Source organism: Lacrimispora xylanisolvens (genome assembly GCF_002934545.1).
GTDB classification, from domain to species: domain Bacteria; phylum Bacillota; class Clostridia; order Lachnospirales; family Lachnospiraceae; genus Lacrimispora; species Lacrimispora xylanisolvens.
The window spans coordinates 297290-310687 of record NZ_PTJA01000004.1; the positions used below are offsets into that span (position 1 = coordinate 297290).

Consider the following 13398-nt stretch of genomic DNA (forward strand, 5'->3'; position numbering starts at 1 on the left):
CTTTCATAAGTCCTACTGTAGCAAAAAATGAAAAGGGGTTCAATCCTTTTTTCAGATTAACCCCTTAAACCTTCTCTATTTTCTTTTTTCCAGAATTGCATCAATGATTCCGTAATCCATGGCTTCTGATGCTGTCATAAAATGATCCCTGTCCGTATCCCGTTCAATCTCTTCTTCAGAATGACCGGTATTTTCCCCCAGTATCCAGTTTAACCGCCTTTTATCCTTTTGAAGCTTTTCTGAGTAAATCCATATGTCAGCTGCCTTCCCCCCGATTCCTCCTGATACTCCGGGCTGATGAATCATAATCTCCGCATTGGGAAGGGCAAACCGCTTTCCTTTTGTCCCTCCTGCCAGAAGAAACGCCCCAAAGCTGGCCGCAAAGCCAAGGCAGATGGTGGAAACATCGCAGCGGATGTACTTCATGGTATCATAAATCCCCAGTCCTGCGGTTATGGAACCGCCGGGGCTGTTAATGTAAAAGGAAATGTCTTTCTCCGGATCCTGGGATTCCAGAAATAAAAGCTGTGCGATAATCAGCTTGGCAGATTCATCGCTTACCTCTTCCCCCAGAAAAATAATCCGGTCCTTTAACAGACGGGAAAACAGATCATAGCTTCGTTCCCCTGACCCAGTCTGTTCAATCACATAAGGAACCACATTCATGCCGCACACCTCCAGGCTTTGGAGAGGTTCATTATTACTTCTTTACGCCTTAATTCTTTGTTAATTCTTGCTTTTCTGTATGTCATTGGCGTACAGCCATATACTTTTTTAAACTCCAGTGTAAATGCCTGCTGGGACTGATACAATGCGTCCTGTGCAATTCTGGCAATGGATTCTTCTTCCATAATAAGCTTACCAGCCGCTTCACTGAGCCTGCGCTCCTTGATATAGCGGTGAATGGTACAGCCTGTGACATCAGAAAACATCCGGTTGATATGAAATTTAGAATAACCGGCATACCGGGCGATCTCCTCCACATTCAGTCTTTCCGGCGCAGATAAATTTACTTCAATATAATCAATGATCTGACTAACTGTTTTTTTCTTTTCATCCATGCGTTCTACCTCCGTAATCTGATCTTATTATAGCAGATTTCATTTTCCCCGTATTCATAAAAAGTGCGGTTTCAAAAAAACACCGAATTCCTACTATGTTTATAGAAAAAGGTCATGACATTTTGTTAATAATATAGTATACTTTATACAAGATACTAGAACGAGCAATAGAAAGGAAGGCTGCAACATGTACTGTATCAAAAAAATAATAGACGATCTGTTCTGGGTTGGCGGAAGTGACCGCCGTCTGGCCCTGTTTGAAAATGCATACCCTATTCCCAGAGGAATTGCTTATAATTCCTACGTTTTGCTGGATGAAAAAACCGTACTGTTTGATACGGTTGACAGAGCCATTAGCGGACAGTTTATCGAGAATGTGGAAGCAGTTTTAGGCGGACGGAATCTGGATTATATTTTTGTTAATCATATGGAACCGGATCACTGCGCAACGTTAGGGGAGATGGTAAGAAGATACCCTGATGTGAAAGTGGTGTGCAATGCAAAAACTGTCCCAATCATCAATCAGTTTTATGAATTTGGAGTGGATGACAGAGCTGTCATTGTAAAAGAAGGAGATACATTCTCAACCGGTAAGCACAATTTTACCTTCTACATGGCTCCCATGGTACACTGGCCGGAAGTTATGGTAACCTATGATGCCACTGATAAGATTTTATTTTCCGCAGATGCATTTGGTACCTTTGGCGCCATGAACGGGAATATATTTGCTGACGAGCTGAATTTTGAGCGTGAATGGCTTGATGATTCCAGAAGATATTATTCTAACATTGTGGGCAAATACGGGGTTAACACCCAGGCTTTATTAAAAAAGGTAGCGGACTTAGACATACAGCTTCTCTGCCCGCTTCACGGACCGGTATGGCGTTCCGATATCTGCTGGTACATGGACAAGTACTGCACCTGGAGCAGTTACGAACCAGAAGAACAGGCTGTCATGATCGCCTACGGCTCCATATACGGCAACACGGAGAATGCTGCCAACATTCTTGCATGCCGGCTTGCAGAACGGGGCATCCGCAATATTGTGATGTATGACGTTTCCGTAACTCACCCATCCTATATTATCTCAGAGGCATTCCGATGCAGCCATCTGGTTTTTGCATCAGCTACCTATAATGCAGGAATCTTCAGCAATATGGAGCATCTTCTCATGGATATGAAGGCTCACAATGTGCAGAACCGTACCGTTGCACTGATCGAGAACGGCACCTGGGGCGTTATGGCAGCCAAAAAGATGACCGAAATCATCTCCGGCATGAAAAACATGACCATTCTGGATCAGACCATTACAGTGAAATCTTCCCTGAAAGAGGATCAGCTGTCAGAAATCGCTGCTTTGGCCAATACCATTGCAGATTCCATGTCTAAATAAAAAATGATCCCCCGGAATACGGCGTACATATCATACTGTGTACCGTTTTCCAGGGGTATTTTTTATCCCTCTGTCACTTAGAATCCCTTTATTACAATTCCTTCCTCCATAAGACCTTCCCGGATCTTTTTCACAAATGCCAGTGCTTTGGCTCCATCCCCGTGAACACACACGGAATCAGCCTGTATGGTAATATCCCGTCCGTCCACAGCTTCCACCTTCCGCTCACGGACCATACGGATCACCCGCTTTACTGCCTCTTCTTCATCCTTTATCAGTGCACCCTTCTGATTTCTGGGAACAAGAGTCCCGTCACTTTGGTATCCCCGGTCTGCAAATACCTCGCTTGCACAGAATACACCAGTAGCTTTCGCCGCACGAATCAGCTCACTGCCGCTTAACCCAAGGAGCACCAGACTTTCATCTACCTCCTTCACAGCCAGACAGACAGCCCGTGCCAGCTGATAATCCTCTGCTGCCATATTATAAAGGGCACCATGAGGCTTTACATGCCAGAGCCTCACTCCTGCTCCGGTGCAAAATGCCTTTAGCGCTCCAATCTGGTATTTTACAGAGGCCTTCACCTCTTCCGGAGACAGCGCCATATTCCTTCTTCCAAATCCTGCCAGATCCGGAAATCCCGGATGGGCACCGACTCTCACTCCATGCTCCTTACAAAGGGCTACTGTCCGTTCCATCACCATGGGATCTCCTCCGTGGAATCCACAGGCAATGTTTGCAGAAGTAACGTATGGAATCACTTCTTCATCCATTCCAATCTTATAAGCTCCGTAACTTTCCCCCAAATCACAGTTCAAATCAATGACCGCCATAATCACGCTTCCTTTCTCTAAGACCGTTTCAGTATTTCAGCTGCACATTCTTCACATCTGTAATAAACATATGACCGGGAGCATGGGTAATTACAAAGGGAGGACGGCTGTTCATCACCACTGCCTGTGGCGTGACTCCGCAGGGCCAGAACACTGGAACTTCCCCTTCTTTTATGGTCACCCGGTCTCCGAAGTCCGGGTTCTCAATATCCCTGATCCCAATTGCCTCCGGGTATCCGATCTGCACCGGAGCTCCATGTACCCTGGGCATGGCTGCAGTAATCGCTGTTGCAGCCGGTACCAGGCTATGAGGAATGGGTCTCATGCTTACTACCATGTTTCCGGAAAATATTCCCGCAGGGATGCAGGGAATGGTTGTCTGGTACATGGGAACATTAACGCCTTCTTCGATCTGCCTTACGGGAATACCAGCTTCCAAAAGCTCCGCTTCAAATGAAAAACTGCACCCAATTAAAAAACTTACCAGCTTTCCCTTATGTAACTGATAATCCTCAAAAATATCGGTCACAGCCGTGTACTCCCCGGTACAGATGCCGTCTTCATAAACCCGGTATTTGGGAAGATCCGTGGTAATGTCACTGCCTGGTGCTGTAAAAGCAAATGTCCGGCTGCCTGCATCGGAAACTTCAAGAAGAGGGCAGGATTTGGGATTTCTCTGGCAGAATAAGAGGAAATCCCATGCGAGTTCCTGGGGGAGCATCACCAAATTCCCCTGGGCATAGCCTGCACACAGTCCGGCAGTGGGAGTATCAATCAGTCCCTTTCTGATCATGGTTCTTACTTCCACAGGTGTTAATCGGCTTAAATCTGTTCCCATTATTTTCCTTCTTTCCTGTTGATATTTTACCATTTTCCCATGGCAGTCTCAATTATTTTTTTCAGCTCCAGAAGCTTTTTATTCTCTTTTCTGGCAATCTTCACCGCTTCCATGGCAGTTACATACTGAAAAGTCACCCACTCTCCCGGACGCAGCTGAGCCAGTGCAGGAATATCCGTGCTGATGACAGTGGCAATCTTTGCATAACCTCCTGTGGTCTGATGATCTGCCAGCATGACAATGGGAAGTCCCGAAGCGGTAATCTGAACCGATCCCTCCAGGACTGCATCGGAAATAATATCCGCCCCTTTTCTCATCTCTACAGAGGGGCCGCCAAGCCTGCACGCCATGCGGTCACAGTCTGCAGTCAGCTGATAGGGATTTCTGACAAAGGTATTTCTTCCTTCCTCTGTAAATGTCTCTGTCTGGGGTCCGGGAACAGCACGAAGGAGCACATACCGTTTATCTGCGCTGTAACGGAATGGGTTGGAGGGATTTATAAACCAGGGTTCATTTTCCTCAGACAGGGATGTGAAATCCATTTTATACACCCCAGCTGCAAACCGCATTTTCTCTTCCCCGCATTTACCTGATTTGAGGAGATCACCAGCTTTTAACACTCTGCCTTCAAGACCTCCCAAGCAGCTTTTTAAGTCAGTGGATCTGCTTCCAAGTACCGGTAAAACCGCCACTCCCCCGTATACAGCCAGATAGGATCTAAGGCCCTTTGATGCCATTCCAAGGCTCAGACTGTCACCTTCCCTCATAACCACAGGACGATACATGGGAATGGGGACTCCGTTTTTCAGTGGATTCATATCAGCACCAGCCAGGGCGATCACTTCATCGGAAGTAAAAGTAATCTCTCCCCCCTTTAAAGTAAACTCCAAAACTGCCAGTTCCGGCTCTGATAAATTACCCGCAAATAAATTGGCGGCAGTCATGGAGTATTTATCACAGGCACCGCTTTCCATAAACCCCTGGCTTAAATATCCCCGCCTCCCTTTATCCTGAATCGATGTAAATGCACCCGGCAGTTTTATTTCCAGCCCCATACAGTCACCCCTTCTCCTGTTCCAGTCTGATTTTATGGTATTCCTTTAATGTGATGGGAATGAACCGTATAGTATCCCCAGCTTCATAGAGCGGACGTTCTGCCCGTTTTACATCAAAAAGTTTCAACGGAGTCCTTCCGATCAGCTGCCATCCACCAGGCGATTCCATGGGGTAAATTCCAGTCTGTTCTCCTCCGATTCCAACAGACCCGGCAGGTATTTTTGTCCTCGGCGTGGTAAGCCTGGGCGTATGAATTTTTTTATCCAGCCCTCCCAGGTAAGGAAAACCGGGTAGAAAACCAAGCATATAGATCCGGTAATCTCTGCTGCTGTGAATGCGGATCACCTCCCGCTCCTTCATCCCTGCATGCTCTGCCACAAAGGAAAGATCCGGCCCTGACTCTCCGCCATAGCACACCGGAATCTCTACAAGTCTGCCACCGGACTTCTTTCCCAAAGTAACCGTTTTTGACAATTTCTCCAGTCTGCTGCTTAGTAAATCATAATCTGTGATAATGGGATCGTAGCATACCAGAACAGAACAAAAGGCAGGAACTGTCTCCGTAATACCTTCTATTGAGGCAGCCATTATACTCCGGTTCAGTTCCATAACCTGGCGGTTTACCGTTTCATCAATGGTTTCTCCCAGTTCAAGCAGCACTCCCCGGTCACCCACAGCTTTGATTTTCAACTTCCTTCCCCCCTTTTTGGAAAAAGCCCTTCCCGATAACCGGTTCAAACCATTGATCTGAATTATGGGAATACCGGACTGCATAAGCCGTGCACTGACGCATCAGACTTACAATTCCCGTATTCATCCGGGTATTAAACCCATCAATACCAGGCAGCAGAGATCCGTTCATATCGATCAGCCCGCTTCTTGACGCCACGCGCATCACCTCTGCCTCCATCTCTTCCCTGTGAAGAATCTCCATATCCCTCTTTAAGTAGGCAAGTGCTGCCATCAGTCCATAGCAGCCCCAGTCGGAACAGGTGGCAGTAATGATATGATCTGCAATGCTGGCTGCCAGAGTGCCTCCTTTGCAGCCGCAGATACATTCTCCCTGTCCGGTAAAAGGGACATATTGTCTGATATGCATTCCTATGGTTCCCATCCCGATTTCATTTCCCAGATCGCCTATGGCAATGTTTAAAACGCCTTTCTGTTTTAAAAGTTCCCACAGAATATCACTTTTTGCTTCCAGTTCAGAAACATCCTTACCAACTGCATTGTGATAAACCCCCAGATGGTTGGCTCCCGGAGCTTCCACGGAAATTACTGCAGAAGGCAGAGTATCTTTAATCAGCCACTCCGCTTCCATTGATGCTCTGTTGGTGTTCTTTGTAAATGCATGAACTCCCATGCTGTAGGGAAGCTCCTGTACGGTCTTTAAATCTTCGTAGATATGAAGGCCAACTACGGAGGCACACTTTTTTACTGCCTTCACACAATCCTCCGGACAGATAATGACTGGTTTTGCACCGAAAGCCAGCACCAGAGATCTGGCTAAGAGCAAGGAACTTACCATGCCATCCATCTCCGGTTTCCTGTGGGGCAGAAGAACAAAACCGGTAAGAATAAAGACCAGATCCTGTTCCTTTACCGTGTCGCACAATCGCTCAGCAGCTCTCATGGCTAAGGGCTCTCCCATTGCCTTTCTGCTTCCTTCATATAGAATCCGGCAGACGCCATAGCCCCTTGGATCCAGATTCATCAGCGCATCTAAATTTTCTCCTACGTTCCATTTTTCCAGTTCTGCCCGTTCCATTTCATACTCCCTTTTCATACAGCTGTCCTGCATGTTCAGACTACATCATCAAACAAGCTACTCTTTCCTGTATATCTTAAATATTCTTCAATGACTTCCTTCTGAATCCGGCTTAACCTCACCGGATCTTTTCCGCCTACGGGTATTCCATCGATTTCCTTCGCGTGAAGACAGAAATTAGAAGAGGAAGTTACCAGCACCTCATCCGCTTCCATCAGCTCCGTCAGGGTAAAGGGGCGTTCTATCACCTGGATACCAAGGCGGTAACAGGCTTCAATCATATGAGTCTTGGATATCCCCCGCAGAATGTACTGATCATTGGGATGGGATAAAAAAATGCCATTTTTCAGTATGGAAACGTTACTATGGGCGCACTCCGTTACCATATCCCCCCTGTGAAACACGGTTTCCTGTGCCCCCTTTTGCTCCGCCTTCTGAGATGCCATGACAGAAGGCAGAAGATTTAAGGTTTTAATATTGCAGTGAAGGAAACGGGTATCCTCTGCTGTGATCAGGCTGATGGGGACTTCGGGATCTCGCAGCCGGTTGGGGCGGATCATAACCCAGAGCTTACCGGTCATCTCACTGTCATATGCGTGGTTTCTGGGAGCCGCTCCTCTAGTGACCTGCCAATAGACAAAATGAGTCTCCCCCTCCACCTTTTTAAGAAGATCCGTTAAAAGCTCTCCAAGCTCCTTCTTTTCCATGGGAATCCGGATATCCAGAGCATTTGCACTGGAATAGAAACGATCCAGATGATCATCCAGCAGATAAATACGGTGATTCCCCCCCACTGATGCATCATAAACCCCGTCACCGAAAAAATGCACTCTGTCATTAAAAGGAATCTTAAGCTCCTCTGGTGCAGCAATGGTTCCATCATAATAAGCAAGTTCTTTCATAACCTCTCCTTTTTTTCCGGGCAAATGCCAAATTTCATCCTGATATACTCTTTAATCAGTTCCGCGCAGTTATCAAGTCCCAGGCTTTCCGTATCCAGACACAGGTCATAATTTCGGGGGTTTTTCCACTGTCTTCCGGTATGATACAGGTAATAGGCATTGCGGTACCGGTCCAGCTGGTCGATGTAGCGCTGTGCTTCCCCTTCCTCGATTCCCTGCCGTTCCATCTCCCGTTTTATCCGAAACTCATAGGGTGCATCTAAATAGACTGACACCACATTGGGTTCCCCCTTTAATACAAAATCAGCAGCTCTTCCCACACACACATAGGATTCCTGGGTCAGCAGCTCTTTTAGCACCTTTGCCTGATAATTAAATAAATTCTGGTCTGATAAGAAATTTCCGCTTTCCGGCGGGATGATCTCTCCATTATAAACCCTTTTAAATGCCCCGTACAACAACGTCTTTTTTGTATTTTCATCCGCCTGTGCAAATATGGTTTCATTAATTCCGCTGTCCTCTGCTGCCAGCCGTAAAAGCTTCCTGTCATAATAATCAATTCCGTAATCAGCAGCCAGTTTTTTTCCTATATAGCTGCCGCCTCCGCTTCCGCAGGTGCGGGTTATGGCGATTGCAAAAAAATGATTCTGTTTGTTCATATTTCTTCCTCCTACTGTCCCAGATATGCCTTTCTTACACGGTCATCCCTTAATAATTCTCCGGCATCTCCGGATATGGTGATCTTCCCCGTTTCCATTACATAGGCACGGCTTGAAATGGACAAAGCCATTTTTGCATTCTGCTCCACTAAAAGGACGGTAATTCCTTTCCTGTTCACTTCTTTTATAATTGAAAATATCTCCTTTACCAATAGAGGGGACAGCCCCATGGAGGGTTCATCCATCAGGATCATGCTGGGTTTTGCCATAAGAGCCCTTCCCACTGCAAGCATTTGCTGCTCTCCTCCTGATAAAGTGCCTGCAAGCTGTCTGCGCCGTTCCTTTAACCGCGAAAAGCGTTCAAATACCTCTTCCATATTTTCTTCTAAATCCTTTTTATCGGTAAATGCCCCCATCTCCAAATTTTCTTCCACGGTCATCTGAGGGAAGATGTGCCTGCCTTCCGGTACATGAGCCAGCTTCAGGGTAATAATTTTGCTGGGCTCCATCTTTCTTAAATCAGTTCCGTTAAAAAGGATCTCACCATCATCCGCCTTTTTTAATCCGGATATGGTTCTTAAAATAGTGGTTTTCCCCGCCCCGTTTGCCCCGATTAAGGACACCACCTCACCGTCATGAACTTCCAGGGAAACTCCGTGTATAGCTTTGATGGCTCCGTAAGAAACTGCCAGATTATTCACTTTTAGCATCCGCTTCCACCTCCTCATCTTCTTTTCCCAGGTATGCCTCAATGACCCTGGTGTCGTTAGCAATTTCTTCCGGTGTTCCTATGGCGATTGTGGTTCCGAAATCCAGCACCAGAATCCGTTCGCAGATTTTCATGACAAGGCTCATATCATGCTCGATTAGAAGAACCGATATTTTAAATTCATTACGTATGAAGTGTATGATTTCTAAAAGCTCTTCTGTTTCCGTTGGGTTCATTCCTGCTGCCGGTTCATCTAAAAGAAGCAGCTTCATATCTGTAGCCAGAGCCCTTGCAATTTCCAGACGGCGCTGCTGACCATAGGGAAGATTCCCCGCCTCATAATCCTCCATTCCGCTTAAATGAACAATTTTAAGAAGCTCTTTCGCTCTTTCTGTTAATGCCTTTTCTTCCTTCCAGTAGACCGGGGTTCGGAAAACTGCGTGGAACAGCCCGTAGGACAGTTTGCTTTCCATGGCTGATTTCACGTTGTCAATAACGGACATTTTCTTAAACAGACGGATATTCTGAAAGGTTCTTGCAATTCCGGCATCTACAATCTGATGGGTTTTCTTCCCGTTCATCCGCTGTCCATTTAAGTAAAAAGAGCCTTCTGTAGGTTTATAGACACCGGTAATCAAATTAAATACCGTGGTTTTTCCTGCACCGTTTGGTCCAATCAGCCCCACAAGCTCAGATTCTCCGATCTCCATATTAAAGCTGTCAACCGCTTTTAAGCCTCCAAACTGAATTCCTAAATTCTGAACCTTTAATACCGGCTCTTTCTTTCCAGCTGCTTCCATGGCTGCACCCCTCCTTCTGCTTTCTCATGCCCCTTTTTTTCCGCCCTGTGTAATATTCTGACAAGGGAGAATTCCCAATTGCCGAAAATTCCGCCGGGTTTAAAGATCATAACAATAATAAGAACCACAGAATAAGCCAGCATACGGTACTGGGAGAACTGACGCATCATCTCAGGAAGGGAAGAAAGAAAAGCAGCCCCGATAATGGATCCGGTTAAGGACCCGATTCCTCCGATGATTACTTCTGAAAGAAGCTCTGCAGAGTACATGAAATTAAAATTGGTGGGGATCATGGCTGTCATGTAATGGGCATAAATTCCACCGCCCACACCTGCAAAAAAAGCGGCTACGGTAAAGGTCAGCACTTTATAATAGGTTACATTAATTCCAGAGGCTGAAGCCGCAATATAATCCTCCCGTATTGCCTTTACCGTTCTTCCAAAGCGGCTGCGGATATATAAATACATCACAGCCACGCAGGCTGCCATAATCCAGTAGCACCAGTAAAAGTCTGACAGCTTTAAAATGCCGCTCATGGTCTTTCCGCCTCCGGTTATGGAGAAATTACAAAAGCAGACACGGATAATTTCTGCAAATGCCACCGTTACAATGGCCAGATAATCCCCCCTCAGACGAAGAGCCGGAATTCCTACCAATACGCCTGTAATCCCGGCAGCGATCCCGCCTGCCAGGAGGGCAATGAGAAAGAGTGCCAGATCAGGCAGACCCTTTCCAGTGAGAGCACCGGACACAATGGCAGATGCATAGGCACCAACCGAAACAAATCCTGCATGGCCAAGAGAAAATTCTCCCATACAGCCGACCACCAGATTTAAGGAAGCTACCATTATGATTGTATAACAGGCTGTGGTACATATTCCTTTGATATACTGGGTGGCTGCTCCAAATATCCTTGACTCAAAAAGCAGAACAAAGAGAAGAAACACTGCTAAAACACCCAGGAAATTAATCACATATGAAATCTTAACCCGTCTTTCCATGGTCCACCCCCTAAACTTTCTCGCCCGCATTCTTCCCCAGAATGCCAGACGGTTTAACCAGCAGTATAATGATGAGGATGGCGTAGGTAATGGCTTCATACCATCCTGGAGCAAACAGCTTTACAAATATTTCGATGAGACCGACTAAAATTCCTCCCAGCATGGCGCCGGGGATGACTCCGATTCCCCCCAGTACAGCGGCAATAAAGGCTTTCAGTCCCATCATGGACCCCATGTCATTGGTCACACGGGGATATTTGGCACAGTACATCAGAGCTGCAACTGCTGCCAGTCCGGATCCAATGGCAAAGGTAACGGTAATGACTTTATTGACATTAATTCCTGCAAGAATGGAGGCATCCCGGTCCTGGGGAACTGCCCGCATTGCTTTTCCCATTCTGGTTTTTTTGATAAAAAGCTGCAGCCCTGCCATCATAAATATACCAATACCAATGGTCAGCACAACGTTTAACGGGAGACTTGTTCCAAACACACTGACAGAAGGAAGGTCAAAAATTTTCTGTACATTTCGGGGCTTTGCTCCAAAAAGAACCATGGCAAGATTCTCCAGAAACAGGCTCATGGCAAGTGCCGTAATAAGCGCGGACATGGCGCCTGCTTTCCGTACCGGTTTATATGCCACGACCTCCACAACCACACCGGTTCCGGCACAGATTACAATAGCCAGAAATACGGACAGCCATGGGGGCATTCCGGCATTGATCATAAGGGGAATGGTATAAAACAGGGTATAGGAACCGATCATGATAAAATCGCCGTGGGCAAAATTAATCATACGGATAATTCCGTATACCATGGTGTAGCCCAGCGCAATCAGGGCGTAAATCGCGCCCTGGTTCAGTCCGTTTATCAGGCTTTGAATAAATAATGAAAATGTCATAGGCCGTTTCCTTTCTCCAAATGGAAAATGTGCACCAAAGACATTTTCATGCTTTCATGCACATCTCCTCATTGTCTTTTTAATCCTATTTTTTTGTTCCTTCCGGTGACAAGGTCATCAGCCATTTTACCTTGCCGCCCTCAAAGGTATTGATGGCAACCGATTTTTCAGGATCCCCGTTTTCATCAAGGGTAAAGGTCCCCCCTACGCCGGTAAAGGTCATTTTCGTCATTCCTTTAATTAAGGATGCAGTATCTGTTGCCTTACCGTTTTTTGCTGCTTCTGCAATCATATAGACGGCGTCATAATAAAGTGCCGCACAGGCATTTAAGCTTTCTGTCCCGTATTTTTCCTTATATTTGGACACAAAATTAGAAACAGCAGGAGCGGTATCTTCGGATGAATAGTGGTTGGTGAAATAGCAGTTGTCAAACTTGTCTTCCACACCTTTCGTATCTGCACCGTCCCAACCGTCACCGCCCATTATGGCACCGGTAAAGCCTGCATCTCTGGCCGCTCCCACTAACAGCGGAACTGTATCTAAGAAACAGGGATAAAACAGGAAGTCTGCTCCCTTTGCCACCACCTGGGAGGCCTGGGAGGAGAAGTCCGTATCTTTTGTGGTACATTCTCCAGTATAGACAACCTCAATTCCATTTGCTTTGGCGTTCTCTATAAATGCATCCTTTAATCCATTGGAATAATCATCGTCCTTTGCATAGATAACGGCTGCTTTTTTCCAGCCCTTTTCTTTTGCAAACTGAGCTGCCATTTTTCCCTGATAGGGATCGATAAAGCAGTCACGGAAGATGCTGGGACCTTTTAATGTAACATCTTTATTGGTAGCTCCTGTTGCAAGAAGAAGCATATTGTCCTTGGAAGCCTGTTCTGCAATAGGGAGGGTTACTGATGAGAAAAAGCATCCCACTATGGCATCCGGGCTTTCTTTCATCAGACTGTTATAGGCATTAATCGCCTGTTTTGCATCACTGGCATCATCCACTACTTTTCCACCGTTCACAATTTCAATCTTATATTCCGAATCGCTGGAATTGATTTCTTCCGCAGCCATGGTAATGGCATTCTGTGCCCCTTCTCCATAGATGGCGGAACCACCTGTCAGAGAACAGATCGCACCGATTTTAATGGTTTTCGACCCATCACCTGCAGCTTTTGTCTCCCCCGAAACCGCTTTTGTCCCTGCTCCTGCCGCACTTTGCTGTGCGGATGATCCGCACCCGGCCAGAAGACTGCTGGCCATAGCCCCAATTAGCACAGCTGATAATAACTTTTTCCTCATAATCCGATCCTCCTCATGCTTTTTTTGTTATATAAAACGGTTTTTTGTCAAACAAAAAGAGGCTCTCCCGCTAAATACTGGGGAAAACCTCCTTGTTCTCCAAAAAGAAACTGGGATGCTTTAAGAGGACATCATGTCTCAAAAAGCAAAAGAAGCCGCAACTGCATTCCTGCAGTT

At 46.2% G+C, this 13398-nt stretch carries 15 protein-coding genes; 1 reads left to right on the plus strand and 14 read right to left on the minus strand.

Annotated elements, in window-relative coordinates:
- Positions 1-75: 75 nt before the first annotated feature.
- Together BXY41_RS09385 and BXY41_RS09390 are read right to left on the minus strand one after the other, a co-directional pair.
- Positions 76-666 carry an ATP-dependent Clp protease proteolytic subunit gene (locus BXY41_RS09385; protein WP_104436565.1) on the minus strand — a complete coding sequence of 197 codons (591 nt, stop codon included), beginning with the start codon at positions 664-666 and terminating at the stop codon, positions 76-78.
- Positions 663-1061, minus strand: coding sequence for a helix-turn-helix transcriptional regulator (locus tag BXY41_RS09390; RefSeq protein ID WP_104436566.1), 399 nt, complete (start codon positions 1059-1061; stop codon positions 663-665). The genes BXY41_RS09385 and BXY41_RS09390 overlap by 4 nt, the downstream gene beginning before the upstream one ends.
- Before the next feature lie 187 nt (positions 1062-1248).
- Here BXY41_RS09390 and BXY41_RS09395 point away from each other — a divergent pair, with 187 nt between their 5' ends.
- The gene (locus BXY41_RS09395) at positions 1249-2454 is read left to right on the plus strand and encodes an FprA family A-type flavoprotein (protein ID WP_104436567.1); all 1206 of its coding nucleotides are present in this window, start codon (positions 1249-1251) and stop codon (positions 2452-2454) included.
- Between the two features lie 77 nt (positions 2455-2531).
- Here BXY41_RS09395 and BXY41_RS09400 read toward each other — a convergent pair whose 3' ends face one another.
- From BXY41_RS09400 to BXY41_RS09455, 12 genes are all read right to left on the minus strand, one after another.
- Positions 2532-3287 carry a LamB/YcsF family protein gene (locus tag BXY41_RS09400; RefSeq protein WP_104436568.1) on the minus strand — a complete coding sequence of 252 codons (756 nt, stop codon included), beginning with the start codon at positions 3285-3287 and terminating at the stop codon, positions 2532-2534.
- A gap of 28 nt (positions 3288-3315) precedes the next feature.
- Positions 3316-4125 (minus strand): putative hydro-lyase, encoded by an 810-nt coding sequence (locus BXY41_RS09405; protein WP_104436569.1) that lies wholly within the window; start codon positions 4123-4125, stop codon positions 3316-3318.
- A 26-nt stretch (positions 4126-4151) separates the two neighbouring features.
- Complete coding sequence (locus tag BXY41_RS09410) at positions 4152-5180, minus strand: 5-oxoprolinase subunit C family protein (RefSeq protein WP_104436570.1); 1029 nt, start codon at positions 5178-5180, stop codon at positions 4152-4154.
- Positions 5181-5184: 4 nt separating this feature from the next.
- The gene (pxpB, locus tag BXY41_RS09415) at positions 5185-5871 is read right to left on the minus strand and encodes a 5-oxoprolinase subunit PxpB (RefSeq protein ID WP_242980135.1); all 687 of its coding nucleotides are present in this window, start codon (positions 5869-5871) and stop codon (positions 5185-5187) included.
- Complete coding sequence (locus BXY41_RS09420; protein WP_432765507.1) at positions 5849-6967, minus strand: DUF4392 domain-containing protein; 1119 nt, start codon at positions 6965-6967, stop codon at positions 5849-5851. The genes pxpB and BXY41_RS09420 overlap by 23 nt, the downstream gene beginning before the upstream one ends.
- Before the next feature lie 17 nt (positions 6968-6984).
- Complete coding sequence (locus BXY41_RS09425; RefSeq protein ID WP_104436572.1) at positions 6985-7851, minus strand: aminotransferase class IV; 867 nt, start codon at positions 7849-7851, stop codon at positions 6985-6987.
- Positions 7848-8510, minus strand: a complete 663-nt coding sequence (locus BXY41_RS09430; protein ID WP_104436573.1) for a cytidylate kinase-like family protein — start codon at positions 8508-8510, stop codon at positions 7848-7850. The genes BXY41_RS09425 and BXY41_RS09430 overlap by 4 nt, the downstream gene beginning before the upstream one ends.
- An 11-nt stretch (positions 8511-8521) precedes the next feature.
- On the minus strand, positions 8522-9220 hold the full coding sequence (locus BXY41_RS09435) for an ABC transporter ATP-binding protein (RefSeq protein ID WP_104436574.1): 699 nt from the start codon (positions 9218-9220) through the stop codon (positions 8522-8524).
- Positions 9204-10019: an ABC transporter ATP-binding protein gene (locus tag BXY41_RS09440; RefSeq protein ID WP_104436575.1), complete on the minus strand. Its 816-nt coding sequence runs from the start codon at positions 10017-10019 to the stop codon at positions 9204-9206. Before BXY41_RS09440 ends, BXY41_RS09435 begins: the two co-directional genes overlap by 17 nt.
- Positions 9986-11020, minus strand: coding sequence for a branched-chain amino acid ABC transporter permease (locus BXY41_RS09445; RefSeq protein WP_170072297.1), 1035 nt, complete (start codon positions 11018-11020; stop codon positions 9986-9988). The genes BXY41_RS09440 and BXY41_RS09445 overlap by 34 nt, the downstream gene beginning before the upstream one ends.
- A 10-nt stretch (positions 11021-11030) precedes the next feature.
- Positions 11031-11921, minus strand: a complete 891-nt coding sequence (locus BXY41_RS09450) for a branched-chain amino acid ABC transporter permease (protein WP_104436577.1) — start codon at positions 11919-11921, stop codon at positions 11031-11033.
- Between the two features lie 85 nt (positions 11922-12006).
- Positions 12007-13221 (minus strand): ABC transporter substrate-binding protein, encoded by a 1215-nt coding sequence (locus tag BXY41_RS09455; protein WP_104436578.1) that lies wholly within the window; start codon positions 13219-13221, stop codon positions 12007-12009.
- Positions 13222-13398 lie beyond the last annotated feature (177 nt).